This is a genomic window from Primorskyibacter aestuariivivens (assembly GCF_028023675.1).
GTDB lineage: Bacteria > Pseudomonadota > Alphaproteobacteria > Rhodobacterales > Rhodobacteraceae > Marinovum > Marinovum aestuariivivens.
In genome coordinates, this window is record NZ_JAQIOZ010000010.1 from 13,824 (window position 1) to 39,542 (window position 25,719).

Here is a 25,719-nt window from a genome sequence, read left to right on the forward strand (position 1 = left end):
CTCACAGCCCCTCGTCATAGCTGTGCGAGCATTCGACATAGCGGTCGGCATGATCGAGGGTGATGCTGTCTAGTGCTATGTCCCAGGTCAGCGTGCCGTAGCCGCCCTCGTTGTTTTCAAACCCCGGGTGATGATGATAGGCGAGCGACCAGGCGAAATCGCCAACCTCTGTGGCAAGCGCCTCCGGCAGTTGGACCTCTGCAGGCTGCACCGTCACATCCTCGACATTGCCGGAGTCGCCATAGCCTTCGTATTCGGCAGTGACCCCGCTGATGCCAAGCGCACGTAGTTGCGCGAGCAGCTCCGCTCGGGTCGCCTTCAAGGTGGTTTCGCGCTCCGCGCGCAACTGAGCCGCCATCGCGGCATAGTCGATCTGGGGATTGGTCATGGGTCTGTCCTCTCGTCTGAATTTGGGGGGGGCCGGGCGTGGCATTGGTCAGCGCGCGCCCGGTAAGCGCAGACCGGCAAACCCCGATCCGCGACGCCCGACCGGAAGCCCGCTTTGACTTTTCAGGCGGCTTGTTCTGCTGCTATGGCGGCTCGCTGCCCCACGATCCGGGCCAGAATGCTTCCCGCGTCGATCCCGTCCCCGTGCGGCAGGAACACCCGCAGCTGGAAGGCGATGATCTCGGTGAAACACCCCATGGCCTTGAGACGTTCAATCATGCCCCGATCCGCACCGCCCAGCTCGAGACGCATCTCGCCTGCGACCCGGCGACGGGTCAGGGTGAGACCCCGGCCCAGATCGACAGGTGCGGTGGTGCCGAGGGCGGCGGTCAACATCTCCTGTGGCGTTTGCGGATTGGAGACGAGGAAGCGGGCGCGCAGCGCGGCCGCACCTTCCTCGCTCAGCGTGCGCCCGATCATGGCGGCCGCCCCGTCCGGCGTGACCCGGTAGATGCGCTCATTGGTGGTCGGAATATCCTTCCAGATCGGCAGCAGAAGCCCGGTCAGCAGGTAGAGCTTGGTCGTGGTGGTTTTTGGAAGGGACGCAGCCTCGGCATCCCAAAGCCGCGCAAACTCGAGCCTGTCGATCTCTTCCCAAGCCGAGGACTCAAACCGTGCCTCTTCGAGATAGCTCGACCCGTTTGGCCGCGCCGCCTTGCGCATCAGCGTGACGATGTCCTCGTCATACATCTGCATGGGCCGCGCCGAGATGAGTGCCGCGCGGCCGGAGGCGCGATTGACCATCGGCAGCTTGTCGAAATTGCGCGAGAGGGCATCATCTGCCGAAAGCACATGGACCGGGTCGGTGACTTCAAGTCCAATGATCCGCGTCACGGCGCCGGATTTCGGGCAGGTCCAGAGATCTTCCGTGGAGACCTGTTCTATCTTGTCGCCGCGTAGGGTTTCCACGCCGAGATCGAGCGTGCCCGCCGCGCGCGCCCGTTCCGTCTGATCGGCAATCCGGCGCATGAACTCGGCAAAGAGTGCGTTCTGCATGTGGATGGGAAGGGCAAGCACCCGGTTGAGAAACCGCTGGATCGGGGGAAGCTCCTCAAGGAGCACCCCGTCCTTGTCGATCAGCCGCAGGGCTGTCCAGTCGGTGAAGCTCTCGTAGATCATCGCCTCAGCGCGCCCGGCGGCAAGATCGGCGAAATACCCACGTAGTGCGGCCCGCGCGATCGGGCTTTCGAGATTGTCCTCTTCCCGGAACATGCCCTGCGAGCCGGTTTCGCGCTGGCCCTTGGTCAAGGCCCCCAGCTGATCGAGGCGCTTGGCTATAGTCGAGGTGAAACGTTTCTCGCCATGCACATCCGAGGTGCAGACCCGGAAGAAGGGCGCGCTGACCTGAGCCGAGCGATGCGTGCGCCCGAGCCCCTGGATGGCCGCATCCGCGCGCCAGCCGGGCTCCAGAAGATAGTGCCGCCGTCGCTTCTGGTTCTTCGCCGTTTGCGCCGCGTGATAGGACCGGCCCGTCCCGCCCGCATCGGAAAAGATAAGGATATCCTTCTCGCCGTCCATGAAGGCTTGGGTTTCGGAGGAATTGCTGCTGGCGGCGCGCTTCTCGATGAAGAGATGACCATCCTCGGCCTTCAAAGGGCGGATGGACCGACCCGTGACCTCTGCGACGGCCTCGTCGCCAAATGCCCAGAGGATCTGGTCGAGCGCCGAGGGGATCGGCGCCAGTGTCATCAACTCCATCATGGCCGCATCGCGCAGGGCCAGCGCCTCGCGCGAAACGACCAGCGCGCCGGTCTCATCCCGCAAGGGTTCCGCCACCATGTTGCCGTCGATCTCGACCAGCTTTTGCGCATGGATCGGGAAGGCCTGTTCGAGATAGCCCAACACGTAGTCGCGGGGCGTCAGCGCGCCCTCGACCAGCTCGTCCTCCGGGTCCATCGTCTCAAGCCGACGTTTCAGCAGGCTTTCGCCTGTAGAGACCACCTGAATGACGCAAGCCTTGCCCGCCGCCAGATCGTCCGCGATGGCGCGGATGATGGTCGGGGCCTTCATGCCCATCAGCAGATGATTGAAGAAGCGCTGTTTCGTGCTCTCGAAGCGGGACTTGGCCGAGGCGCGAGCAGCCGAGGCATTGGTCTCGCCCGAGGCATCGTTGACACCGGTCGCCGTCAGCGCCGCCTCGAGATTATGGTGGATGGTGCGAAACGCACCCGCATAGGCGTCGTAGATCTCGATCTGGGCAGGGGTGAGCGCGTGTTCGAGAACGTCATACTCCACGCCATCAAAACTGAGTGCGCGGGCCGTATAGAGCCCGAGCGTCTTGAGATCGCGGGCGACCACCTCCATGGCAGCCACGCCGCCGGCTTCCATCGCCGAGACGAAACTCTCGCGGCTCGGGAAGGGGTATTCGGGGCCCTGCCCCCAGAGCCCCAGCCGCGCGGCATAGGCCAGGTTGTGCACGCTCGTGGCGCCCGTGGCCGAGATGTAGAAGACGCGAGCGCGGGGTGCTGCTAGTTGCAGCCGCAGGCCAGCAAGGCCCTGCTGGGAGGGTTTGACCCCCCTGCCCTGCTCGGACCCTGCCGCGTTCTGCATGGCATGGGCCTCATCGAAGGCAAGAACGCCGTCAAAGTCTTCACCCATCCAGGCGAGGATCTGGCTCAGTCGCGTGGTGCCGCATTTGCCCGCGGACCGCAGCGTGGCGTAGGTGACAAAGAGGATACCGTCGCCCATCGGGATCGGCTGGTCCGGTTTCCATTTGGAGAGCGGCTGGATGTCGGCAGGCGAGCCGCCGAGATCGGTCCAGTCGCGGATGGCATCCTCAATGAGCGTGGCGGATTTGGAGACCCAGATCGCCTTCCTGCGCCCGGAAAGCCAGTTCACGAGAATGAGCCCCGCGCATTCGCGGCCCTTGCCGCAACCGGTGCCGTCGCCGAGGAAATAGCCAAGGCGATAGGCACGTGCATCCGGGTCATTATCGGCGCGCGTCAGCTTGGTCTGGTCGTCATCGATGGTAAACCGACCGGGCAGATCACGCCCATGGGCATCATGCGCCATGATGATGGTTTCCAGCTGCGCCTCGGAGAGATCTCCCTCCTCGACCAACCGTGCGGGCAGGCGCAGGTCATCACGGCCCGTATTTGAGGGCATCGGCGGGGCAACCGAGGCCATGGCGATGCTTTCAACGAGCGGCGTGGGATGTTCCTGCGCACCCGCGATCTCGATCCGCTGTGGGCGGTAGCGCGCATAGATATCCGAGATGGGCGTGTTGTCGCGCGGAGTCTCAAGGCTCTTGAAAGTGAGCGGGCGGACGGCATTGGCCCGGGGTTTGGAGGCGGCATCAGGCGCAGCGCGGCGGTTGCGCGGGGCAGATGATGGAACGGTCGGCTGAGCATGAGGGATCGCCGCAGCCTGTTGTACGTGGCGCATCTCGGGCCGGGTTGCGGCCACGGCGTCTACATATGCCAAGGCTTCATCCAGATCCCGCACAGGAACGCGGATCATTTCGCCGTCCTCCTGCACCTTGTCGAAGACCATCAGCTGGGTTTCGACAGAGGTGCCGAGCTTGCGGTAGACCTGCCCCGGCATCGTCAACGCCAAGCGCGGCGTCAGGAGACCGCAGGCGCGTGACCAATGCGCGGCATCGCGTTCGGGCGTGAATCCCGGCGGCATGATCGCCACCAGCCGCCCACCGGGCGCGAGACGCTTGGCAGCCGCGACGAGATGTTTGGCGGCGATGTGTTTGTCTCGGGAGCGATCGACCGATGAGGCGAAGGGCGGGTTCATCACCACGACGTCGGGTAGAACCGGCGACTGCAGCAGATCGTCGATATGCTCGCCGTCATGGCCCGTCACCTCGCCGCCGAAAACCGCGCGCAGGAGGCGCTGGCGAAAGGGGTCGATCTCGTTGAGCAAAAGCGTGGCACCGGCCCGGGCGGCAAAAGCGGCCAGTGCACCGGTGCCAGCCGAGGGCTCCAGCGCAGTCTCGCCCTTGCGAATGGCTGCCGCCCGCACGACCATTGCCGCGAAAGGCAACGGCGTGGAAAACTGCTGCAGCCGGATCTGCTGCTCGGACCGGCGCGTTTCCGTCAGCAGCCGTGAGGCAAGCAGCTTTGCAGCGGCGATGTCACCTGCTGCACCGTCCCCACGCAGCAGCACCTGGATGGCCGCGGCTTGCATCAGGTCATAGGCCATGCGCCAGTCCCAGGCACCGCCGGCATCGCTGCCATGAAACGTCTTGCGCATGATGCGCGCAAGCGCCGAGCTGCGCAGGGGTTGGTGGTCGATCTCCGCGCCGATAAGCGCTAGCGCAGAGGCGAGATCGGCTTCGGAGATTGCGAGAGCCGGGTTTGCCAGTTTGGGCTTGGACATGGGGTTTTCCTTTGGATCAGGGTCTGAGTTCCAAAGGACAAAAAGCCCGCTTTCGCTTTTCGGGGTGGGGCACGGAAAACACGGATAAGGACAGGTCAGCGAGAGCGGTCTAGATCCTGCAGACCACCATAGTGGTCAGACCAGATCGGCCTGGGAGGCAAGGTCCCGTAGCCAATCGGCAAATGCATCTTCACTCACCTGGCCGGATGCAAGCTCTTCCATCATCCGGACGCCCATACCTGGGTCCGGCCTGAGAGGCACGCCGTTCAATCGCAAGAATGTAAAGGCTGCCACGAAAGCGGTGCGTTTGTTGCCATCGACAAAGGCATGCGCCTTGGCAATGCCATAGGCATAGGCGGTAGCGATCGCGAACACGTCCGCGTCCGCGTCCTCGTAGGCCGCGCGGTTCATCGCCCGGGTGCATCCCATTTCCAGAAGGGCCGAATCACGAGTCCCCGGCGCACCGCCGTGGCGCGCGATCTGGCGATCATGGACAACGTACAAAGCGGCCAGTGGGACCCAGACCCAATCGCTCATGCAAGCGCTTGGAGCAGATCGCGATTCTCATCCATGACGATCTCGGCCGCTGCAAGTGCGGCCTGCAGTTCAGGGTTTTCCGTCATCAGCTTGAGCCCGCCATCATCCGTGCGCACCGCGTAAAGGGTATCCCCTTCTTTCGCATCAAGCAGCGCAAGCAACTCGGTGCTGAGTGTCATCACGGCGGAGTTGCCGACTTTGCGGATTTTAGCTTCGATCATGGCCGGCCTCACAAGGTTATACAGATGTATATACGAAACCTCTACGCGAGGTCAAGATTTCTCCCGGCGCTTTTCATCAATTAACGTCTGCACCTGATGCATCACCTTGGAGTGAGGAGTCGTGTCGCGCGGATCTTTGAGCGCCTCCTCCACCTTGGACCGAAACCAGGCATCGTGGGGTTTCGCTTCAACGGTCACGGAAGCGGTCCTCGGGCTCCCTGTCCAGAAGCCCGCCTAGGTAACTCGGCATATCGGCAACGCTCAAAATGACCTGTGGCCGGTGGTCGGGGTATTGGAGTTCGGACCAGTCGACTTCGTCGTAGGCATGTTTGCGATCTGAAGGCTGTTTCAACTCGTGCTCCACTCAAGTTCGATGATCAAACATTACAGCAAAGTGTACCGAACGATACAAGCTTGCCACATCAAGACTGAGGGACATGAGCGACGAAAAAAACTGCGTACAGGCGCCATTGCCGACATTGGCGCTGCACGCGGCGAATGACTGTTGAGAGCCCAACCCGTGAATTTAATTTTTTTGCTGCGCGCGCTCGCAAAAGGAGAGTCTTCGCTATTGCGCGGGTTTCGGCGCTGCCATGCAGCGGTCTGACCGGTCATTCATGCGAGCTGCAGCAAGGATAGGCCGTCGATCGCACAGGTCGCGGTACAAGGAATAAACCGCCGTTTGCTCCGGCCAGTCCAATGACTGTATTACTATTCTTCCCTAGATCCGGTACCTTTTGCGTTCAGCTATGGCCTGTTGTTTCTTAAATTTCCGCGGATCGTCCACTTTGCTTCAGGAACATGGTGACAATGCGAGCCCACTATTGTTCTGCACAAAACACACTCTGCTCCAATGCTGAAAATGCTCACCGGATGCAGTTCAATTGGCAGCTTCTTGTGGCAGTTCTCTGATCAAGAGATATTGTGGCTTGATACCAGTGGATCAAACAGCCTTAACGTATGATCCAGGTGCGGCCTCGATACCCCTGTATTTGCCTTTGGTCGCGGGTTTGCGGGCGGCAATTTTCTTTGTTTCGCGGGCCGCCAGCCATTCGGCCCAATGTGGCCACCATGAACCTTCATGTTGCTCAGCCTGCGCAACAAAATCGTCTGGAGAGGCGGGATACGTCGCGCTCGTTAAGTAGCCATATTTGGCCCGCTCGACCGGGGGATTGATCACGCCAGCAATGTGACCGGAGCCGCCCAAGACGAACTCAACATCGCCACCCAGAAAATCGGTTGCGGGATAGACCGACTGCCAAGGCGCGATATGATCCAGTTGGGTCGCCAGAATGAAGCAGGGCGTTGTGATCTTGGTGATGTCAATCTTGACGCCCTTCAGTTCAAGCGCGCTGGGTTTGCGCAATCCGTTCCGAAGGTAAACCTTCTCAAGATACCAAAGCAGCATGGCAGATGGCAGGCGAGTGGAATCCGAATTCCACGACAGCAGATCAAAGGCGCGCGGTTTTTGTCCGCGAAGATAGTTCGATTCCACAAAGGACCAGATCAGATCCTTTTCGCGCAGCATCGAGAACATGTCCTGCAAGTGATGCGCGTCAAGATAGCCTTTGTCCGCCATGTGGTGGCGCATGCTTTCCAGCCGGTCATCATCGACAAAGACGCCAATCTCGCCGACGTTATCGAAATCAACCATCGTTGCAAGCGTGGTGGCCGAGGCAATGCGGTCATCCCCAAGGGCTGCCAGATAGGCCAGCATTGCTGTGACCAGAATACCTCCGATGCAGAAGCCGAGGATGTTGGCTTTATCCTCACCGGTGATGTCGCGGATGGCATCAAGGGCCGCCAGCGGACCTTCGGTCATGTAATCGGCAAAATCCTTGTCGGCGTGGTCGCGTGTGGGGTTGACCCACGAGATCACAAAGACGGAATGCCCTTGATCCAGCACATAGCGGATCAGGCTGTTTTCCGGCTTCATATCGAGGATGTAATACTTGTTGATCCAAGAGGGCACAAAGAGGATTGGCGTTGCGTGCTGCTCTTTGGTGGTCGGAGCGTATTGGATCAGCTGCATCAGGTCGTTCTGGAACACCACCTGCCCCTTGGTAGTTGCAAGGTCCACGCCAACCTCAAAGGCGGTATCGTCATTGGTGGCAATGTCGAGCCGCCCATCGCCGCGCTCCAGATCGGTCAGCAGGTTTTCAAGCCCCGCCAGCAGGCTCTCGCCCCGGCTCTCCATCAACTCCTTGCGGGCGACGGGATTGGTCATCAGGTAGTTGCTGGGCGACAGCGCGCTGATCATCTGGCGGGTGTAGAAACTGACCCGCATGTGGTCTTTGGAGCCGTCTGGCAAGCGGTCCAGTAACCCGTTGGCGGCGCGATCAAAGGCCAGAAACACATCACGGTAGCTGCGCGCAATCGGATCATCGGACCAGCTTTGGTCCTTAAAACGCTTGTCCTTGACCGGCACATCGGAAGATAGGCCGAACATGGACTGCCATGCGGCCATCATCTCGGTTCCAACGGTCTGCTGAATGTCCATCAATTTGCCTGGATCAGTCATCATGTCGGTCCAGAAGGTACCATAGGCCTTTGCCAGCGTTCCGGCGTCCATCAGGGCATATTCGGAACCGGACGCCTGTTTGACCGCGTGACCCTGCATTTGGGCGCTCGCGATCATGGCGCGATTGGTCAAACGGGCAAGCCGTTCTGTCTGTTCGGCAATGTCAGCTGATTGCGCAGATGCCTTTGTGTCATTCATGTCTGATCATTCCCATTCAAGTTTCCGTTGCATTGGCCAATTTGGTCAGTCGGCCGCAAAATTGCACCAGACCTCTGATCGCTGTGGTAGCCACTGTGGGTTGCCCTTGGCTTACGGCTTCAAGTTCTTCATCGCTTCTGCGACCTGAGCCTCAATTGTGTCATAGGCCTGTTTGTTGGCGTCACATGCGGCGTCCGACAACTCGGTCATTAATTCGAGAGCTCTGTCAACGGCCTGCTGATAGGCGGTTACATCCTGTTGTGAGCCAGCTTTTGCCTGCTCTGCGGCTTTAGCCGTCAGGTCTTGGAAAATCTTCATCTGTTTTTCCATAAGATCACGGTAAGATTGCGCAGCGGCTTCGTTTGCCCTCGCCAACGCTTCAAACTGGCTTTTCGATTTCTCGAGTGTGTCCTGCGCGTCTGGAATGCCCGGGATCGCGGCGAACTTTTCTATCATGGCTTTCGGATCGAATGCCTTGGTTAGATTGGCAGGATCGAACATTTTGAGAAAGTGGTGATATGGGTTCGAGCTGTCTGTCTTGGTCATTTTCATTCTCCTATTTCTTGTATCTACTTGGTTTTTCGAAAATCTCTTCAACCACAAAAAGTTAGGTCATAGCCTCAATTGCCAAAGCGATGCCTTGCCCGCCACCAATGCACATGGTTACCAAAGCGCGCTTTCCACCCGTGCGTTCCAATTCGTTCAAAGCTTTGATCGTGATGATGGCACCGGTCGCGCCAATTGGGTGGCCCAGAGCGATAGCACCGCCATTTGGGTTCACTTTGGCGGTGTCAAAAGCCAGTTCCTTGTTCACAGCACAGGCCTGCGCGGCAAACGCTTCGTTGGACTCGATCACATCAAAATCTCCGGTGCTCATGCCAAGCTTCTTAAGCAATGTGGTCACGGCAGGAACCGGACCAATGCCCATCACTTCGGGGCGAACACCGGCATGGGCGTATCCCAGTAGCCGTGCGCGCGGCTTCAGGCCTGCCTTTTCGGCGGCATCGGCCGACGCCAGAACCATTGCTGCCGCTCCGTCATTGAGGCCGGACGCGTTACCGGCGGTAACCGAGCCTTCCTTCCGGAAAGCCGGGCGCAACTTGCCGAGGCTTTCAGCCGAGGTCGAGGATTTGGGGTGTTCATCGGTATCAAATGGCACCATGTCACGACGCACTCTTACCTCGATTGGCAGAATCTGACTTTTGAACCTGCCCTCATTGATGGCCACTGATGCGCGACGCTGGCTTTCAGCGGCAAAAGTATCCTGAACGTCACGCGAAATTTGATACTCGTCGGCCACGTTTTCAGCCGTCACACCCATGTGCCCGCCGCCAAATGGGTCGCTTAGTGCCGCAACCATCATGTCAGTCATGCTCATGTCACCCATTTTCTGGCCAAATCGTGGCGATTGGCTGGAATATGGCGAGCGCGACATGCATTCGGCACCACCCGCAAGGGCGAAATCGACATCGCCCAGCATGATGTGCTGGGCAGAGGAAACGATGGCCTGCGCGCCCGATCCGCACAAGCGGTTCACGGTAAGGGCTGGAGCCTCGTTGGGAACTCCTGCTTCGACCGCCGCAACCCGCGCGAGATACATGTCGCGACCTTCTGTATTGATGACATGGCCGAAAATCGCGTGACCAATCTGCTTGGGATCAACCCCGCTACGAGCGATCGCCTCTTTGGCAACCGCAGCGGCCAGTGTGGTGGGGGCATGCCCGGCCAACGCGCCTCCAAAGGTCCCAATGGCGGTCCGTACTCCGTCGAGAATTACAACGTCCTGTGTCATCTTTTGGTTCCTTTTTCTGGTTTTCTTAGGGGGCCGGCTTGATTTCATTCCAACCCAAGGCCGCTCAAGAACGACCCATCAAATAGAACTCGGTGTTTGGGCGCATCGACGTGAAATTGGCCATCCGGTTGGAAAGCCCAAAGAAAGACGTCACAGCTGCGATGTCCCAAATGTCCTCGTCAGAGAAGCCATGTTCGCGCAAAGTTTCAAAATCGGCATCCTCGGTCGCCTCGGCGCTGTTTGATACCTTCAAAGCAAAGTCGAGCATCGCCTTTTGGCGCGGAGTGATGTCTGCTTTGCGATAGTTGGCCGCAACCTGATCCGCGATTGTCGGACTCTTGGCGCGGATTCGAAGAATAGCGCCATGGGCCACGACGCAATATTGGCAGCTGTTATCGCTGGACGTGACCACGATGATCATTTCGCGGTCGGCCTGCGTCAGCCCGCTTTCGCTTTCCATGACGGCGTCGTGATAGGCCATGAAGGCGCGGAATTCGTCGGGGCGATGGGCGAGTGTCAAAAACACATTCGGGATGAAACCAGCTTTTTCCTGCACTCCGAGCATCCGATCTTTGAGGTCCTCGGGAAGATCGTTGATGTCCGGGATCGGATAGCGGCTGATTGCGGGGACAGTCATCTGAATTCCTTGGCCTTTGTCACCAGCTTCTGATGACTGGATGTTTGACGGTCACGCTGCCTCGGCGGCGCGTTTGGCAGCAGACGTGGTTTTGACGGTGGCTTCGCCTTCAACAACGACGGCCCCGCCTACCCGGCACGTGGTCGCCAGAACAACACGGCTGCGCCCTGCAATCAGTTCCTTGACCACAACTTCGGCGTGGACGGTATCGCCTGGGCGTACCGGGCCAGTAAAACTCATCGCCTGAGAGATATAGATGGTGCCCGGCCCAGGCAGCTTGTTTGCGATGGCCGCGGAAATGGTGCTCGCGGTCAGGAAGCCATGCGCGATCCGCCCCTTGAAGGGCGTTGTCTGGGCAAATTCCTCATTGATGTGAATGGCATTGTTGTCCCCCGAAGCACCGGCAAACAGGACAATGTCGGCTTCGGTGATTGTCTTTGAGAACGTGGCTGACATGCCAATTTCCAGGTCCTCGAAATCGTATCCGTTCAATTCATTCATGGCGTGACGCTCCTTCTGAGAACTTCTTGGCTTACATATTCGGATAGTTCGGACCGTCCCCACCCTGGGGCGTGGTCCAGACGATGTTTTGACTGGGGTCCTTGATGTCGCAGGTTTTGCAGTGGACACAGTTTTGGAAGTTGATGACGAATTTTTCGTCGACAACTTCGTAGACGCCCGCCGGACAATAGCGTTGGGCGGGTTCCGCATAGTCAGGCAGGTTCACGGCTATTGGTACGTCTGGATTGATGAGTTTGAGGTGCGCAGGTTGGCTTTCCTCATGATTTGTCATCGAGAACGAGACGTTTGTCAGGCGGTCAAAGCTGAGCGTGCCATCGGGTTTCGGGTAATCGATGGGCTTGAAATCGGCCGCTTTTCCGGTTGCAGCGGCGTCAGATTTGCCGTGTTTCAGGTTCAGGGGCGAGGTCCCGAAAAGGGTGTTGCACCACATGTCAGCGCCCCCCACGACTAGTGACGTGACGAGACCCCATTTGGACCATAACGGTTTGACATTGCGCACGGGTTTGAGGTCCTGACCGATTGGGCCGGAGCGCACTTCGGTGTCATAATCCGCAAGCGTATCACCCGAGCGGCCAGCAGTGATGGCCTGGTGTGCGGCCTCGGCGGCGGCCTTGCCCGACAGCATGGCGTTGTGATTGCCCTTGATGCGCGGCACGTTGACCATTCCTGCCGAACACCCCAACAGCGCGCCACCCGGAAAGGCGGTTTTGGGCAAGGATTGCCATCCCCCCTCGGTGATCGCGCGCGCGCCATAGGCGACGCGCTTGCCGCCCTTCAACAGGTCGGCGACCATCGGGTGATGCTTGAACCGCTGGAACTCCATGTATGGGTAAAGGTGCGGATTCTTGTAGTTCAGGTGAACGACAAGCCCGACATAGACTTGATTGTTATCAAGATGATAGATGAACGATCCGCCGCCAGCGTTTTTGCCAAGCGGCCAGCCCATTGTATGCGTGACGGTGCCTTCACAATGTTTGGCTGGGTCAATCTCCCAGATTTCTTTCATACCAAGGCCGTATTTTTGAACCCCTGACTCGGCGGCAAGGTCGAATATTTCGATGGCCCTTTTTGACAGCGAACCGCGCACACCTTCGGACAGGAAAACGTATTTGCCGTGAAGCTCCATACCCGGCTCATAGGCTTCAGACGGGGTGCCATCGGCGTTCAGACCAAATTCGCCAGCGACGACACCTTTGACCTCACCCTCGTCACCGAAGACGAATTCGGAACAGGCCATGCTAGGGAAAATCTCGACACCTAGAGCTTCGGCCTGTTCGGCCATCCAGCGACAGACATTGCCCATCGAAACGATGTAGGCTCCGTGATTGCTCATTATCGGGGGCATGACGAAATTGGGGATGCGCACTTTTCCGGCCTCGCCCAGCATGTAGAAGTTGTCTTTCCTGACCGGCACCGTGATCGGTGCGCCCATCTCGCGCCAATTGGGCAGCAATGCGTCAAGCCCGCAAGGATCAAGCACCGCGCCCGAAAGGATATGCGCACCAACCTCAGACCCTTTTTCCAACACAACGACGCTGAGGTCTGCATCGAGCTGTTTCAGGCGGATGGCGGCGGACAGACCCGCAGGCCCTGCCCCCACAATCACCACATCATATTCCATGCTTTCTCGGGTCATGTTGGCCTCACGCCTCCTGCAGCAGGTCGTCAGCCGACAGTCCAAGGACCGCGCCGGCTCCATTCAGCACCGCGCTAAGGCGGGCCTGTGCATCCGGGAAAACCTGGCGTGCAAAGAACTCGGCCAAACGGATCTTGCTTTGCGCACTTGCCGGATTTTCACCACCGGCAATCTGTTTGGCGGCTGCCAGCGCGGCGTCACCCATCGCCCATGCGCCAAAGGCCGTGTTAAACAACTCCAGCACATTGGCCGCCGAGGCCAAAGGCGCGCTCCGGTCTTTTTGGACGCTTGCCAATATCCATGCCGTTGCCCGTTCCACGGCGTCCGCGCCTTGGGCCACGGTGCGGGACAACATCGCCCAATCGGCGGCATCACCGCTTGCGGCTTTGAGCGCCTTTGCACTGGCGCGCATGTCGGTCACGATCTCGGCCACGGCTGCGCCTTTGTCGCGCAGGATTTTGCGGCCGATCAGGTCAAGCGCCTGAATGCCGGTTGTGCCTTCGTAAATTGTGGTGATCCGGGCGTCACGCAAATGCTGTGCAACACCAGTTTCTTCGACGTAGCCCATGCCGCCGTGAACCTGCATGCCCAGCGACGCAACTTGGATCGACATTTCCGTTGAGCCGCCTTTGACCACCGGGATCAGCAGATCGACACGTCGCTGATGGAAGGCGCGGGTTTCCGGGTCTGTCGAGCGGTGGGCGAAATCCAGTGAGGCAGCAGCGCGGTAGGCAAGGATGCGCGCGGCCTCTGTCCGGCTTTTCATTATGCCGAGCATCCGGCGGATGTCAGGATGCAGGATGATCGGCGCACTGCCTTCTACGCCGGGTGCGCCGCCTTGCTTGCGATCGGCGGCATAACGTGCGGCGTCCTGCAACGCGTGTTCGGCAACGCCGATGCCCTGCAGGCCCACATTGAGGCGCGCGCTGTTCATCATGGCAAACATGTACTCAAGACCACGGTTGGGCTCGCCAATCAGATAGCCAATCGCTCCAGCATTATCACCAAAGGACAGCGAACAGGTCGGGCTCGCGTGAATGCCCAGCTTGTGTTCGATGGACACACAGCGCACATCGTTTGCTTCGCCTGGTGCGCCAGCAGCGTCGAGAAGGATCTTTGGCACCAAGAACAACGAGATGCCTTTGACACCGGCAGGCGCATCCGGCAACCGCGCCAACACCAAGTGGATGATGTTGGCGGTCAAGTCATGTTCACCATGGGTGATGTAAATCTTTTGACCTTTGATGCGATAGTGATCGCCGTCGGGCGTAGCCTTGGACCGGATCGCTGCCAGATCGGATCCAGCTTGCGGCTCCGTCAAGTTCATGGTGCCGGTCCATTCGCCAGTGACCAGCTTGGGCAGGTAGGTGTTTTGCAACTCTTCCGAGGCGTATCCTTCAAGCGCCTCAATCGCGCCTTGGGTCAGCATCGGACACAGTTGGAATGCCATGTTCGCGCCCTGGAACATTTCCTGAATGCAGGCATTCACCACATAAGGAAGGCCCATTCCACCATGCTTCGGGCTGGCGGAGGGGCTGTTCCAGCCCATTTCGACCAGCGTTTCATAGGCTCCAGCCCAACCTTCGGGCATTGTGACCTTGCCTTCATCAAATCCCAGACCAGCCAGGTCTCCGACCCGGTTCAGTGGCGAAAGCTCCTGACCGGCGTATTTTGCGGCTTCGTCGAGAATGGCGTCGATCATATCAGGCGTTGCGTCTTCAAGCTCCGGCAGTTGGGAGATTTCGTCGAGGTTGCACAGGTTGTGCAGCACGAAACGCATGTCTTGAACGGGGGCGGCATAGGTCATATCAGGAGCTCCTGCTTACAGTTTTTCAGTGAGTTCAGGCACGGCGTCGAATAGGTCAGCGACCAGTCCGTAGTCGGCAACTTGAAAAATTGGGGCTTCTTCATCCTTGTTGATGGCAACGATGATCTTGCTGTCCTTCATGCCTGCGAGGTGTTGAATGGCACCTGAAATGCCCACGGCAATATAGAGATCAGGTGCAACAACTTTGCCGGTCTGGCCGACCTGCCAGTCATTCGGAGCAAACCCGGAATCGACTGCGGCGCGCGAGGCCCCCACAGCCGCGCCAAGCTTGTCCGCCAGCGCTTCGATGATATTGAAATCGTCCTCGGAGCCAACGCCACGTCCGCCAGACACCACTATACCTGCAGATGTAAGCTCCGGACGGTCGCTTTCGGCAAGCTTGTCTTCGACCCATTCCGAAAGACCAGGATTGGCGGGAGTTCCTATGGTCTCGATGGAGGCGGCTGCCTGTTCGCTTGCGGCATCGAATGTCGATGTGCGGAACGAGACAACCTTGGTGGCATCAGATGATTTCACTGTTTGAATGGCGTTGCCTGCATAGATTGGGCGCTCGAAAGTCTCGCCGTCCACGACATCGGACACATCGGAAATCACCATCACATCCAACAAGGCAGCAACGCGGGGCAAAACGTTTTTTGCGTCTGTCGTCGCAGGTGCAACGATGTGGCTGTAGTCACTTGCCAGTGACACGATCAGTGCCGCCGTGCTTTCCGCCAGGCGGTGCCCAAGGGATGCATCCTCGGCGCATAGCACTTTGGTGACGCCCGCGATTTTCGCAGCTTCATCCGCCGCACCGCTGGCCGAACCACCAGCACAGAGTACCGTGACAGGACCTAACGAAGCCGAAGCCGTCACGGCCTTGGCGGTTGCGTCCCGCGCCAAGACGCCATCATTCACTTCTGCCAAAAGAAGAACAGCCATCACACAGCCCCCGCATCTTTGAGTTTCGCCACCAGTTCATCGACCGAGCCGACAATCATTCCCGCCGCGCGTACTGCAGGCTCTTCGGTTTTCAGGACTTCAAGCCGTGGGGAGACGTCTACGCCGTAATCAGCAGCGGTCTTTTCATCCAGAGGCTTGCGCTTTGCCTTCATGATGTTGGGCAGCGACGCATAGCGCGGCTCATTCAGGCGCAAATCCACCGTGATCACAGTTGGCATCTTGGCGCTGATGGTTTGAAGCCCGCCGTCCACTTCACGGGTGACCTTTGCACTATCGCCCTCGATCTCAACTTCCGAGGCGAATGTGGCCTGTGACCAGCCGAGCAATGCCGATAGCATCTGGCCCGTGGCGTTCATGTCGTTGTCGATGGCCTGTTTGCCACAAAGCACCAGGCCGGGGGTTTCTTCGGCAACAACGGCCGCTAGGATTTTGGCCACGGCAAGTGGTTCGAGATCGGTATGCACATCATCTGCCGCGATCACGAGAATGGCCCTGTCTGCCCCCATCGCCAATGCGGTGCGCAGGGTTTCCTGTGCTTGTTTGACACCAATGGAAACGGCCACGATCTCGTCAACCTGACCGGCCTCTTTCAGGCGGATCGCCTCTTCGACGGCAATCTCATCGAACGGGTTCATCGACATTTTGACATTGGCCAAATCGACGCCGCTGCCGTCTGCTTTGACGCGGACCTTTACGTTGTAATCAATCACGCGTTTGACTGGTACGAGGACCTTCATTTTTCTTCTCCGCTGTCTGGGGCCGCGCGCCGTGAGGCGCGCCGCAAGTCATCAGAAGGATTTTTTCAACATGGCGTGCAGTTCTCCGATGATCCCGCGCCGGAAGGCCAACACGCAGACCACAAAGATCGTGCCCAACACCACCGGCACCCAAGCGCCGAGCGGGCCAGAGGCCAGATAGTTTTGCAGCGTGACAATCACCCCGGCGCCCACTGCAGGACCGGCGATGGTGCCAAGACCGCCTAGCAGTGTCATCAGGACAACCTCGCCCGACGTGTGCCAATGCACATCCGTCAGCGACGCAAGTTGAAATACAACTGTCTTGGTGGACCCGGCCAATCCGGCCAAGGCGGCGGACAGAACGAAGGCCAGATGCTTGTAGCGATCAACATCATACCCAAGCGATGTGGCGCGATCTTCGTTGTCGCGGATCGCGCCAAGGATCTGACCAAAGGGCGAGTACACGGCACGCGCGATGATCAGGAAGCCGATCACGAACACTGCCAGAACGAAGTAGTACATGGTCAGGTTGTCCTGCAGATCGAAGATGCCCAGCGCATAGCCGCGCGGCACACCCTGCAGACCGTTTTCGCCGCCTGTGAAATCGGCACTGATGAAGATGAAATACACCATCTGGGCCAGCGCCAGGGTGATCATCGCGAAATAGATGCCCTGACGGCGGATCGCCAGCATACCGATCAGGTAGCCAAGAGCGGCGGCAGATCCGGCGCCTACCAGCAGGCCAAGTTCCGTGGGCAGACCCCAGACCTTGATCACATGTCCGGTGATATAGGCAGCCCCGCCAAAAAACGCGGCATGACCAAAGCTGAGCAGCCCGCCATATCCCAGGATCAGGTTGAACGCACAGGCAAACAAGGCAAAGCACAGCAGCTTCATCAGGAAGACCGGGTAGATCATGAACGGTGCAACCAGCAACAAGGCCAGAGCGATACCGTATCCAACTTTCGTATTCATCTCATGTACCTCACGCAGATTTGCCAAACAGGCCCGCAGGACGCAGAACCAGCACGATGGCCATTACAAGGAAGATCACGGTGGCAGAGGCTTCGGGCCAGAACACCTTGGTCAGCCCTTCGACAACGCCCATGGCAAGCCCGGTGACAACCGCACCGACGATCGACCCCATGCCGCCGATCACGACAACCGCGAACACCACGATGATCAGGTTCGACCCCATAAGCGGGCTGACCTGGGTAATGGGTGCGGCCAGCACGCCGGCAAAGGCCGCCAGTGCAACGCCATAGCCATAGGCAAGCGTGGTCAGGACCGGAACGTTCACGCCGAATGCCTGCAACAGTTGCGGATTTTCGGTGCCGGCGCGCAGATAGGAGCCGATCTTGGTGCGTTCGAACAGGACCCATGTGGCGATGCACACGATCAGCGACGCGACAACGACCCAGGCGCGGTAGTAGGGCAGGAACATGAACCCGAGGTTGATACCGCCGGTCAGTTGTGGCGGTGTCGGGTACGGGATGCCGGAAGCTCCGAACAGCTTGACAAAGATACCCTCGATCACAAGCGCCAGACCGAATGTCAGCAACAGGCCATAAAGGTGGTCGACACCGGTCAGTCGGCGCAACAGGTACCGTTCGATCACTATTCCCAGGGCACCAACGATCAGTGGCGCCAGGATGAGCGCGCCCCAATAGCCAACACCGAGGTACTTCGCGAGGAAGTAAGTCGAGAACGCGCCAAGCATGTAAAGCGCGCCATGGGCGAAATTGACGATATTCAGAAGTCCGAAAATCACCGCGAGACCGAGCGACAGCACGGCGTAAAATGCGCCGTTGATCAGGCCCAGCAGCAGTTGTCCGAACAACACTTGTGGCGGTATTCCAAGAAGGTCGGTGAGCATCTCGCGGCGTCCTGTCTCTTAGTATTGTGAGGGGTCCGCCCGGGCGACAAGGCCCGGGCGGAGTATGGTCTTACTTGGTCGGGCAGTTGCTTTCCGACAGCGGGCCAAAGGCCTCTTCACCGGGGATGGTGCGGACGATGTCGTAGTAGTCCCACGGGCCGGTGCTTTCGGCGGGGGCTTTCACGCGGGCAAGGTACATGTCGTGCACCATGCGGCCGTCGCTGCGCACTTCGCCGCCCTTGGCAAAGAAGTCATCGACAGGCATTTCGCGCATTTTCGCCAGAACCGCGTCGGTGTCATCGGTGCCGGCCGCTTCAACCGCTTTCAGGTAGTGCATGACGGACGAGTAGACACCGGCCTGAACCATTGTCGGCATGGTGCCGGTCTTTTCGTTGAAACGCTGCGACCAGGCGCGGGTTTCATCGTTCAGATCCCAGTAGAAACCGGTTGTCAGCTGAATGCCCTGGGCGGTGTCCAGACCAAGCGCGTGGATGTCGGTGATGAAGGTCAGCAGCGCGGCAATCGACTGACCGGCGGCAACAAGACCAAACTCGTTCGCTGCCTTGATCGCGTTCACGGTGTCGGCGCCGGCATTGGCCAGACCAACAACCTTGGCACCCGATGCCTGGGCCTGCAAAACAAACGACGAGAAGTCCGACGACGGGAACGGGTGCTTGATCGAACCCAGAACCTGACCACCTTCGGCTTCGACAACGGCCGCGACGTCACGCTCGAGGCTTTCGCCGAATGCATAGTCGGCCGTCAGGAAGTACCAGGTGTCGCCGCCTTCTTTCACAACGGCAGATCCTGTGCCAACGGCCAGGGCGCGGGTGTTGTAGGTCCAGTGAATGCCGGTCGGGATGCAGGCATCGCTGGTCAGCGGGGAAGATGCGGCACCGGACACGAGCGCGAGCTTGTTCTGCTGTTTCGCAATCTCGAAGACCGCCAGTGCAACCGAGGTGGTGACCAGTTCGGCGAACACGTCGACCTGCTCGCTGTCGCCCCATTGGCGGGCCTTGTTGGCTGCGATGTCAGCCTTGTTCTGGTGATCGGCCGAGATCAGCTCGATCGGCGCGCCGGCAGCTGTGCCGCCAAAATCCGCAATTGCCATTTCGGCAGCAACAACCGAGCCGTTGCCGGCCAGATCGGAATAGGTGCTGGACATGTCCGTCAGCACGCCGATTTTGACCTTGCCATCGCTGACTTCGGCTGCCGCAGCCGACGCGATCATCGCGGTTGCTGAAACGCCGAGGGCGAGTTTCTTAAGAATATTCATGGTCTTCCTCCTTGGGGTGATAGTTCAAACGCTCAGATATTGATCAAAGACATCGCTCTTCGTTTCGAGCTCGTCCGCTTCGACGGTCTCGACGATATGTCCGTGATCCATGATGAAATGCCGGTCCGCGAGCGGCGCGGCGAAGCGGAAATTCTGCTCAACCAGAATGACGGTGTAGCCGCGCTTTTTCAGCTCGATCAGGATTTCGGCAAGCTTGTCGACGATCACCGGGGCCAGACCTTCGGTGATCTCGTCCAGCAGCAACACGGTCGCACCGGTCCGCAGGATCCGCGCCATGGCCAGCATCTGCTGTTCGCCACCCGACAGCCGCGTGCCCATGCTCTTGCGGCGCTCCGCAAGGTTGGGGAACATGTCATACAGCTCTTCGACCGACATACCGCCCGGCGCGATGGTTGGCGGCAGCATCAGGTTTTCCTCGACATTCAGGCTGGAGAAGATGCCGCGTTCCTCGGGACAATAGCCGACACCAAGCCGTGCAATGGCATGCGGCTGCGATTTGATGACTTCCTCGCCCTTGAGCACGATGGACCCGGTGCGATGGCCAATCAGACCAACGATCGAACGCAGTGTCGTGGTGCGCCCGGACCCGTTGCGGCCCAGAAGCGTGACCAGTTCCCCCTGGTTCACGGTCAGGTCGATGCCGTGCAGCGCATGACCTTCGCCATAGAAGGCATGCAGATCGGTGATGCGAAGTTCTTCGATATGTTCCGATACGTGCTGGCCGCCGATTTCGGTGTTCTGGACGGAGGTGTTCATGCCGCTTTCCCCATATAGGCTTCCTTGACGCGTGGGTCGGAGGACACTTCGTCGTAGTTTCCTTCGGTCAGAATGGCGCCGCGTTGCAGAACCGTGATGCGGTCACACAATGTGGACACGACACCGAGGTTGTGCTCGACCATCAGGATTGTGCGGTCCTTGGACACTTTGCGGATCAGCTGGGTGATGCGTTCCACATCTTCGCGACCCATGCCCTGGGTCGGCTCGTCGAGCAGCATCAGTTCCGGTTCGAGCGCCAGCGTCGTGGCAATCTCGAGCGCGCGTTTGCGGCCATAGGGCATATCGCCCACCACCGAGTCGGTGAACCGTTCAAGGCCAACCATGTGCAGCAATTCATCGGCGCGTTCGTTCAGCACGTTCAAGGACGACAACGGCTTCCAGAAATGGAAGGACGTGCCCAGTTTGCGTTGCAGGGCCACGCGCACGTTCTCGCGGGCTGTCATGTGCGGAAACACGGCGGAAATCTGAAACGAGCGGATCACGCCCATGCGCGAGATTTCGGCAGGTTTCGAGGCCGTGATGTCGGTGCCATTGACCTTGATCGTGCCGCGCGTCGGGACCAGGAACTTGGTCAGCAGGTTGAAAACGGTGGTTTTTCCCGCGCCGTTCGGACCGATCAGCGCGTGAATATCATGGCGTTTGACCTTCAGGTTAACGTCATCAACCGCAGTGAAACCTTTGAATTCCTTGGTCAGGCTTTCGGTCTCAAGAATATATTTGGCCGTGTCATTCATCGTTTCTCTTTCTGAAAAAAATGGGTGGAGCAGAGGAAGGAGATTGCTCCACCCAGTTCAGGGAGGTTCTGTTTCAGAGCGCCCGTGCGCGATCCCGGAGGAGGAACTTCTGGATCTTGCCGGTCGACGTCTTTGGAAGATCCCCGAACACCACGGTCTTGGGCGCCTTGAATGTCGCCATGTTCTGACGGCAAAAGGCGATGACGCTGGCTTCATCCAGGGTTTCCCCGGGCTTGACGGCGACAAAGGCACACGGCGTTTCGCCCCACTTTTCATCCGGGCGCGCCACAACGGCCGCTTCCAGAATGGCGGGGTGCTTGTAGAGCACGTCCTCGACCTCGACCGACGAGATGTTCTCGCCGCCGGAGATGATGATGTCCTTGGACCGGTCCTTGAGTTCGACGAACCCGTCGGGGTGCATCACACCAAGGTCGCCCGAGGCAAACCAGCCGCCCTTGAACGACTTGTCGGTCGCGCTCGGGTTCTTGAGGTAGCCGCGCATGACGTTGTTGCCGCGCATGAAGATCTCGCCCAGCGTTTCGCCGTCATGGGGAACCGGTTCCAGGCTTTCGGGATCGGCAACCATCAACCCGTCCAGGGCCAGGTTCTTGACCCCCTGACGCGACTTGAGCTTGGCCCTGGCTTCGCCGTCCAGCCCGTTCCACTGGTCTTTCCAGGCGCAGACAACCGACGGGCCATAGGTTTCGGTCAACCCGTACACATGGGTCACGTCGATGCCCATCGCTTCCATTTTCTCGATCACCGCTGCGGGCGGCGAGGCCCCGGCGGTCATGACCTTGACCTCATGCGAGAAATCTTTCAGCTCATCCGGGGCATTGGCCAACATGTTCAACACAATCGGCGCGCCGCAGAAATGGGTCGCTTTCTCGTCGCGGATCAACTGATAGATCGGCTCGGCGCGCACGGCACGCAGACACAGGCACACGCCCGCATTTGCCGCGATGGTCCAGGGGAAACACCAGCCGTTGCAATGGAACATCGGCAGCGTCCAGAGATACCGCGAATGCTGGGCCATGCCCCAGGTGACGATATTGGAGGTCGCGTTCAGCATGGCGCCGCGGTGGTGATACACGACACCCTTGGGATCGCCGGTGGTGCCTGACGTGTAGTTCAGGCTGATCGCGTCCCATTCGTTTTCAGGCAGCGACCATTCGAATGCGGCGTCGCCCTCGGCAAGCAGTTCATCATAGGTGAGTTCACCGACACGCGCACCGCCGTCAAAGCTGGCATCTTCGATATCCACCACAAGGATGTCATCGCGGCCCGACATTTTGACGGCGCGGCTGACCACTTCGGAAAACTCGACATCGACCAACAGAACCTTGGTTTCGGCGTGGTTCAGGATGAAGGCAATCGCTTCGGCATCGAGCCGGGTGTTGACCGTGTTCAGCACGGCACCGGACATCGGCACACCGAAATGGGCCTCGAACATCTCGGGGAGGTTGGCCGCGATCACCGTGACGGTGTCACCTTTGCCAACACCGCGTGACGTGAGCGCGCCGGCAAGCTGACGGCAACGTTGATAGGTGGTCTGCCAATCGCGGCGGATATCGCCATAAATAACTGCTGGATAATCCGGGTAAATCGATGCCGTACGCTCGATAAAGCTTAGTGGAGACAAAGCGACAAAATTTGCCGGCGTCATGTCCAACCCATGTTCGTAAATGGTGGTGTGCTGCATGGTGGTTTCTCCCGAACTGTCGTGTTGGGGAGTGTTTGCCAGACAGATGTTGTCGAAGTTTCAGTCAAATGTACCCAATTGTACGGCCATCTGGTTTGAGCGCGTAGAAGCCGCTAGATTCGTGTAAATTGAAGCTTGCCGAAGTCTCTTTCCCAATTGGGGCACTTGACCATGAACAATGAAAACAAACGGGTAGCCGCCGACAGCCTGGTCCGGGAGAGCCTGGATCATATGGGGCAAGGCGTGACGATATTTGACGGCGACCTGAAGCTGGTCAGTTGGAACCACCGGTTTCTGGACCTGCTGAGTTTTCCGGCGGAACTGGCTTTCGAGGGCGCGGATTTCGAGAGCTTCATTAGGCATAATGCCCTCAGCGGAGAATATGGACCAGGCGATGTCGATGCCCAGGTTGCCGAACGCGTTGAACAGGCACGCGCCTTCGAACCCCATGATTTCGAACGTGAATCCAAGAACGGCAAGACGCTGCGTGTTGTCGGCTCACCTTTGCCGTCCGGTGGATTTGTAACGGTTTATACGGACATCACCGCAGAGAAGAACCGCAAGAAGGATCTGGAACTCAAGGTCGAGGAACGCACCACCCAGCTGCGCCTGAGCGAATCGCGGCTCCAGTTGATCGCGGATGAAGTCCCCGCAGGCATCGCGCACATAGATCGTGACATGAACATCCTGTTCGTGAACAAGCGGTTTGCACGTGCCTATGGCCGTGAGCCGTCGCAGATGATTGGCAAGCCCTGCAAGAAGATATTGCACCACCAGACCCTTGAAAGATCCTCCCGGTTCTTCGAACAGGCGCGCCGCGGCAAAATGGTGGATTTCGAGATGGAGATCACACTTCCGAACGGTCTCCGCCGGGAAATCCGGACCTATCTGCGTCCGGAACACCCGTCTGACGGAGAGGTGATCGGTTTCTATCTGCTGTCTTTGGACGTCACCCGGCTCAAGATCGCCAATTCCGCGTTGCTTCAATCGCAGAAAATGGACGCCCTCGGCCGGATGTCCAGTGGAATATCCCACGATTTCAACAATGTCCTGGCGATCATCCTCGGCAACCTCGTTCCATTGACGGAACGTCTGGACGACAAGGAAATCCTGGAGGAATACCTCGATCCGGCGATCGCCGCCGCGCGTCGTGGCAGCGATCTGACACGCAGGCTGCTGTCACTTGCCAAAAGCGAACCGGTTCATCCGAGTGCCGTGGATGTCGGGGCGCTGATCTCGGGGATGATCGAACTCCTTCAATCGACATTTCCACGAGATATCGACATCGTTTTCTCTGACAAGACCAGTTCCCGTACCGCTATGGTGGATCCGGCACAGCTGGAAATGGCCCTGCTCAATCTGTTCATGAACGCGCGTGATGCGATCGGCAGTCAGGGGTGCCTGACAATCGAGATCAAGCCTGAGGAACTGGGCCCGAGCGAAGCGCAACTGAACAAGCTGCCGGTCGGGTCGTATATCAAGATCCGCGTTACGGATGATGGTGGCGGTATAACGAAAGAGGCGCAGGAACGCATCTTTGAACCCTTCTATACCTCCAAGGGAAGCAGCGGCGGCACCGGGCTCGGGTTGTCGATGGTCTTCGGGTTTGTCAGGGAATCGAACGGGACCATTTCGGTGGCCAGCGAACCGGGGGTCGGCACAACGTTTTCGATCCTGCTTCCCGTCGCTGAAAGCGAGGCCACCGGCGCGCGAGACCTGTCCGCCCCGGACTCGGAAGAACCCGCGGACGGCCCCGAGAATCCGCTGGTGTTGTTGGTGGAAGATGACGAAGGTGTCCGCACAGTTGTGCGCCGCCATCTGATCGCACTCGGATACCCGCTGATCGAAGCCGAAGATGCGGCGGTGGCCCTCGAACTCTTTCGGTCGATTCCAGAAATTGAACTGATGCTCAGCGATATTTCGATGCCGGGCGAAATGGATGGCATCGCCCTCGCCGAATGCCTGAGCCGCGAAGAACCTGGCCTCGGCATCGTTCTCATGAGCGGTCAACGCGCGTCGCTATCGGACCTTGGCAAGGCCAATACCTATCCCTTCCTGGCAAAACCGTTCGAAAAAAGCGATCTGGCCAACGTTCTATCCTCCGTTCAAAAAAATCGTGAACTGAAAAACGGACCCGAAATGCAATGAGCCAGGTCATCTACATCCTGGAAGACGAACGGGAGATGGCGCGGATCATGCGACGTGCCCTCGAAGGGCTGGGCTTCAAAACGCAGGACTTCCGTCTCTGCAGCGACTTCGAGAAGGCGTTGGAGAAAAATCGACCCGATCTGTGCCTCATCGATCTGAGCCTACCGGACGGTGACGGATTGTCGGTTGTGTCCGACAGCCTCAAACAGCGCGGCATTCCCGCGATCATCGTGACCGGCAGGGGGGACGCAACCGACAAGATTGTCGGGCTGGAGCTTGGGGCGGATGACTATATCGTCAAACCGTTTGAACCACGCGAGATGGTGGCCCGCGTCCGCGCGGTGCTAAGGCGCGGACAGGCGAAATCAGGTGTAATGCAACAGGCCCCCAGCCCGAAGATCGCTCAATTCGACGGCTGGAGCGCTGACTTTTCCTCCTGCACGCTCACCGATCCGGAGGGCGAAACCGAGAACCTCAGTTCGGCCGAGGCCGCTTTGCTGGAAACGTTTCTCTCCTCGTCAGGCCGCGTGCTGAGCCGGTCCAAGCTTCTTGATATCGGCAGCCCCGATGACCTTGACCCCTATGACAGAAGCATCGATGCGCGCATTTCGCGCCTCAGGCGCAAACTTGGAGACGATCCAAAGTCACCCAAGATGATCCGGACGGTTTACGGGTCCGGATACGTTTTTGTTGCGAAAGTGCAGTGGGGGGATGAGTAAAGCATGTCGCAGATCAACCAGAAGTTCGAAGCACACGCATTGCATTCCACCTCTACCCGTCGAAGGCCTGCACGGCAAGCCAAGTTAACGCCTCCCTGCACATTGCTAGCAGAGCTACGCCA

Annotated in this window: 22 protein-coding genes; 2 read left to right on the forward strand and 20 right to left on the reverse strand. The window is 59.0% G+C overall.

From position 1 onward, the window contains the following. Nucleotide 1: 1 nt before the first annotated feature. The 20 genes from PGB28_RS11455 to PGB28_RS11550 form a co-directional block, all read right to left on the reverse strand. Nucleotides 2-388 carry a DUF6878 family protein gene (locus PGB28_RS11455; protein WP_271421656.1) on the reverse strand — a complete coding sequence of 129 codons (387 nt, stop codon included), beginning with the start codon at nucleotides 386-388 and terminating at the stop codon, nucleotides 2-4. A gap of 122 nt (nucleotides 389-510) precedes the next feature. Continuing rightward, complete coding sequence (locus PGB28_RS11460; protein WP_271421657.1) at nucleotides 511-4,773, reverse strand: strawberry notch-like NTP hydrolase domain-containing protein; 4,263 nt, start codon at nucleotides 4,771-4,773, stop codon at nucleotides 511-513. A gap of 135 nt (nucleotides 4,774-4,908) precedes the next feature. Then, a complete protein-coding gene (locus PGB28_RS11465; RefSeq protein ID WP_271421658.1) occupies nucleotides 4,909-5,310 on the reverse strand; it encodes a type II toxin-antitoxin system death-on-curing family toxin in 402 nt (133 codons plus the stop codon). Next, entirely contained in the window at nucleotides 5,307-5,531 is a 225-nt protein-coding gene (locus PGB28_RS11470; RefSeq protein WP_271421659.1) for an AbrB/MazE/SpoVT family DNA-binding domain-containing protein, read from the reverse strand. The genes PGB28_RS11465 and PGB28_RS11470 overlap by 4 nt, the downstream gene beginning before the upstream one ends. 51 nt (nucleotides 5,532-5,582) lie before the next feature. After that, complete coding sequence (locus tag PGB28_RS11475) at nucleotides 5,583-5,729, reverse strand: antitoxin PaaA2 family protein (protein ID WP_271421660.1); 147 nt, start codon at nucleotides 5,727-5,729, stop codon at nucleotides 5,583-5,585. A gap of 745 nt (nucleotides 5,730-6,474) precedes the next feature. Further along, nucleotides 6,475-8,250: a class I poly(R)-hydroxyalkanoic acid synthase gene (gene phaC, locus PGB28_RS11480; protein ID WP_271421661.1), complete on the reverse strand. Its 1,776-nt coding sequence runs from the start codon at nucleotides 8,248-8,250 to the stop codon at nucleotides 6,475-6,477. Between the two features lie 111 nt (nucleotides 8,251-8,361). Further along, a complete protein-coding gene (locus PGB28_RS11485; protein WP_271421662.1) occupies nucleotides 8,362-8,796 on the reverse strand; it encodes a phasin family protein in 435 nt (144 codons plus the stop codon). Between the two features lie 61 nt (nucleotides 8,797-8,857). Continuing rightward, entirely contained in the window at nucleotides 8,858-10,042 is a 1,185-nt protein-coding gene (locus PGB28_RS11490) for an acetyl-CoA C-acyltransferase family protein (protein ID WP_271421663.1), read from the reverse strand. A gap of 64 nt (nucleotides 10,043-10,106) precedes the next feature. After that, nucleotides 10,107-10,679 (reverse strand): peroxidase-related enzyme, encoded by a 573-nt coding sequence (locus tag PGB28_RS11495; protein ID WP_271421664.1) that lies wholly within the window; start codon nucleotides 10,677-10,679, stop codon nucleotides 10,107-10,109. A gap of 51 nt (nucleotides 10,680-10,730) precedes the next feature. After that, complete coding sequence (locus tag PGB28_RS11500; RefSeq protein ID WP_271421665.1) at nucleotides 10,731-11,180, reverse strand: MaoC family dehydratase; 450 nt, start codon at nucleotides 11,178-11,180, stop codon at nucleotides 10,731-10,733. Nucleotides 11,181-11,211: 31 nt separating this feature from the next. Continuing rightward, entirely contained in the window at nucleotides 11,212-12,837 is a 1,626-nt protein-coding gene (locus PGB28_RS11505; protein ID WP_271421666.1) for an electron transfer flavoprotein-ubiquinone oxidoreductase, read from the reverse strand. Between the two features lie 7 nt (nucleotides 12,838-12,844). After that, nucleotides 12,845-14,644, reverse strand: a complete 1,800-nt coding sequence (locus tag PGB28_RS11510; RefSeq protein WP_271421667.1) for an acyl-CoA dehydrogenase — start codon at nucleotides 14,642-14,644, stop codon at nucleotides 12,845-12,847. Nucleotides 14,645-14,659: 15 nt separating this feature from the next. Beyond that, nucleotides 14,660-15,586: an electron transfer flavoprotein subunit alpha/FixB family protein gene (locus PGB28_RS11515; RefSeq protein WP_271421668.1), complete on the reverse strand. Its 927-nt coding sequence runs from the start codon at nucleotides 15,584-15,586 to the stop codon at nucleotides 14,660-14,662. Further along, the gene (locus tag PGB28_RS11520) at nucleotides 15,586-16,344 is read right to left on the reverse strand and encodes an electron transfer flavoprotein subunit beta/FixA family protein (protein WP_271421669.1); all 759 of its coding nucleotides are present in this window, start codon (nucleotides 16,342-16,344) and stop codon (nucleotides 15,586-15,588) included. The genes PGB28_RS11515 and PGB28_RS11520 overlap by 1 nt, the downstream gene beginning before the upstream one ends. A gap of 51 nt (nucleotides 16,345-16,395) precedes the next feature. Beyond that, nucleotides 16,396-17,319, reverse strand: coding sequence for a branched-chain amino acid ABC transporter permease (locus tag PGB28_RS11525; protein WP_271421670.1), 924 nt, complete (start codon nucleotides 17,317-17,319; stop codon nucleotides 16,396-16,398). 10 nt (nucleotides 17,320-17,329) lie between these two features. Then, complete coding sequence (locus PGB28_RS11530) at nucleotides 17,330-18,220, reverse strand: branched-chain amino acid ABC transporter permease (RefSeq protein ID WP_271421671.1); 891 nt, start codon at nucleotides 18,218-18,220, stop codon at nucleotides 17,330-17,332. Between the two features lie 70 nt (nucleotides 18,221-18,290). After that, a complete protein-coding gene (locus PGB28_RS11535; RefSeq protein WP_271421672.1) occupies nucleotides 18,291-19,451 on the reverse strand; it encodes an ABC transporter substrate-binding protein in 1,161 nt (386 codons plus the stop codon). A gap of 69 nt (nucleotides 19,452-19,520) precedes the next feature. Then, the gene (locus PGB28_RS11540; protein ID WP_456300298.1) at nucleotides 19,521-20,219 is read right to left on the reverse strand and encodes an ABC transporter ATP-binding protein; all 699 of its coding nucleotides are present in this window, start codon (nucleotides 20,217-20,219) and stop codon (nucleotides 19,521-19,523) included. Nucleotides 20,220-20,269: 50 nt separating this feature from the next. Next, the gene (locus PGB28_RS11545; protein WP_271421674.1) at nucleotides 20,270-21,028 is read right to left on the reverse strand and encodes an ABC transporter ATP-binding protein; all 759 of its coding nucleotides are present in this window, start codon (nucleotides 21,026-21,028) and stop codon (nucleotides 20,270-20,272) included. A 73-nt stretch (nucleotides 21,029-21,101) separates the two neighbouring features. Further along, a complete protein-coding gene (locus tag PGB28_RS11550; RefSeq protein WP_271421675.1) occupies nucleotides 21,102-22,730 on the reverse strand; it encodes an acyl-CoA synthetase in 1,629 nt (542 codons plus the stop codon). A 171-nt stretch (nucleotides 22,731-22,901) separates the two neighbouring features. Here PGB28_RS11550 and PGB28_RS11555 point away from each other — a divergent pair, with 171 nt between their 5' ends. Next, nucleotides 22,902-24,878 carry a PAS-domain containing protein gene (locus PGB28_RS11555; protein WP_271421676.1) on the forward strand — a complete coding sequence of 659 codons (1,977 nt, stop codon included), beginning with the start codon at nucleotides 22,902-22,904 and terminating at the stop codon, nucleotides 24,876-24,878. Continuing rightward, nucleotides 24,875-25,597: a response regulator transcription factor gene (locus PGB28_RS11560; RefSeq protein WP_271421677.1), complete on the forward strand. Its 723-nt coding sequence runs from the start codon at nucleotides 24,875-24,877 to the stop codon at nucleotides 25,595-25,597. The genes PGB28_RS11555 and PGB28_RS11560 overlap by 4 nt, the downstream gene beginning before the upstream one ends. Nucleotides 25,598-25,719 lie beyond the last annotated feature (122 nt).

Excerpts from the sequence above, each read along its gene's own strand:
- PGB28_RS11455 (WP_271421656.1), bottom strand. The coding sequence starts at position 388 with ATGACCAATCCCCAGATCGACTATGCCGCGATGGCGGCTCAGTTGCGC.
- PGB28_RS11460 (WP_271421657.1), bottom strand. The coding sequence starts at position 4,773 with ATGTCCAAGCCCAAACTGGCAAACCCGGCTCTCGCAATCTCCGAAGCC.
- PGB28_RS11465 (WP_271421658.1), bottom strand. The coding sequence starts at position 5,310 with ATGAGCGATTGGGTCTGGGTCCCACTGGCCGCTTTGTACGTTGTCCAT.
- PGB28_RS11470 (WP_271421659.1), bottom strand. The coding sequence starts at position 5,531 with ATGATCGAAGCTAAAATCCGCAAAGTCGGCAACTCCGCCGTGATGACA.
- phaC (WP_271421661.1), bottom strand. The coding sequence starts at position 8,250 with ATGAATGACACAAAGGCATCTGCGCAATCAGCTGACATTGCCGAACAG.
- PGB28_RS11485 (WP_271421662.1), bottom strand. The coding sequence starts at position 8,796 with ATGACCAAGACAGACAGCTCGAACCCATATCACCACTTTCTCAAAATG.
- PGB28_RS11490 (WP_271421663.1), bottom strand. The coding sequence starts at position 10,042 with ATGACACAGGACGTTGTAATTCTCGACGGAGTACGGACCGCCATTGGG.
- PGB28_RS11495 (WP_271421664.1), bottom strand. The coding sequence starts at position 10,679 with ATGACTGTCCCCGCAATCAGCCGCTATCCGATCCCGGACATCAACGAT.
- PGB28_RS11500 (WP_271421665.1), bottom strand. The coding sequence starts at position 11,180 with ATGAATGAATTGAACGGATACGATTTCGAGGACCTGGAAATTGGCATG.
- PGB28_RS11505 (WP_271421666.1), bottom strand. The coding sequence starts at position 12,837 with ATGACCCGAGAAAGCATGGAATATGATGTGGTGATTGTGGGGGCAGGG.
- PGB28_RS11510 (WP_271421667.1), bottom strand. The coding sequence starts at position 14,644 with ATGACCTATGCCGCCCCCGTTCAAGACATGCGTTTCGTGCTGCACAAC.
- PGB28_RS11515 (WP_271421668.1), bottom strand. The coding sequence starts at position 15,586 with ATGGCTGTTCTTCTTTTGGCAGAAGTGAATGATGGCGTCTTGGCGCGG.
- PGB28_RS11520 (WP_271421669.1), bottom strand. The coding sequence starts at position 16,344 with ATGAAGGTCCTCGTACCAGTCAAACGCGTGATTGATTACAACGTAAAG.
- PGB28_RS11525 (WP_271421670.1), bottom strand. The coding sequence starts at position 17,319 with ATGAATACGAAAGTTGGATACGGTATCGCTCTGGCCTTGTTGCTGGTT.
- PGB28_RS11530 (WP_271421671.1), bottom strand. The coding sequence starts at position 18,220 with ATGCTCACCGACCTTCTTGGAATACCGCCACAAGTGTTGTTCGGACAA.
- PGB28_RS11535 (WP_271421672.1), bottom strand. The coding sequence starts at position 19,451 with ATGATCGCGTCGGCTGCGGCAGCCGAAGTCAGCGATGGCAAGGTCAAA.
- PGB28_RS11545 (WP_271421674.1), bottom strand. The coding sequence starts at position 21,028 with ATGAATGACACGGCCAAATATATTCTTGAGACCGAAAGCCTGACCAAG.
- PGB28_RS11550 (WP_271421675.1), bottom strand. The coding sequence starts at position 22,730 with ATGCAGCACACCACCATTTACGAACATGGGTTGGACATGACGCCGGCA.
- PGB28_RS11555 (WP_271421676.1), top strand. The coding sequence starts at position 22,902 with ATGAACAATGAAAACAAACGGGTAGCCGCCGACAGCCTGGTCCGGGAG.
- PGB28_RS11560 (WP_271421677.1), top strand. The coding sequence starts at position 24,875 with ATGAGCCAGGTCATCTACATCCTGGAAGACGAACGGGAGATGGCGCGG.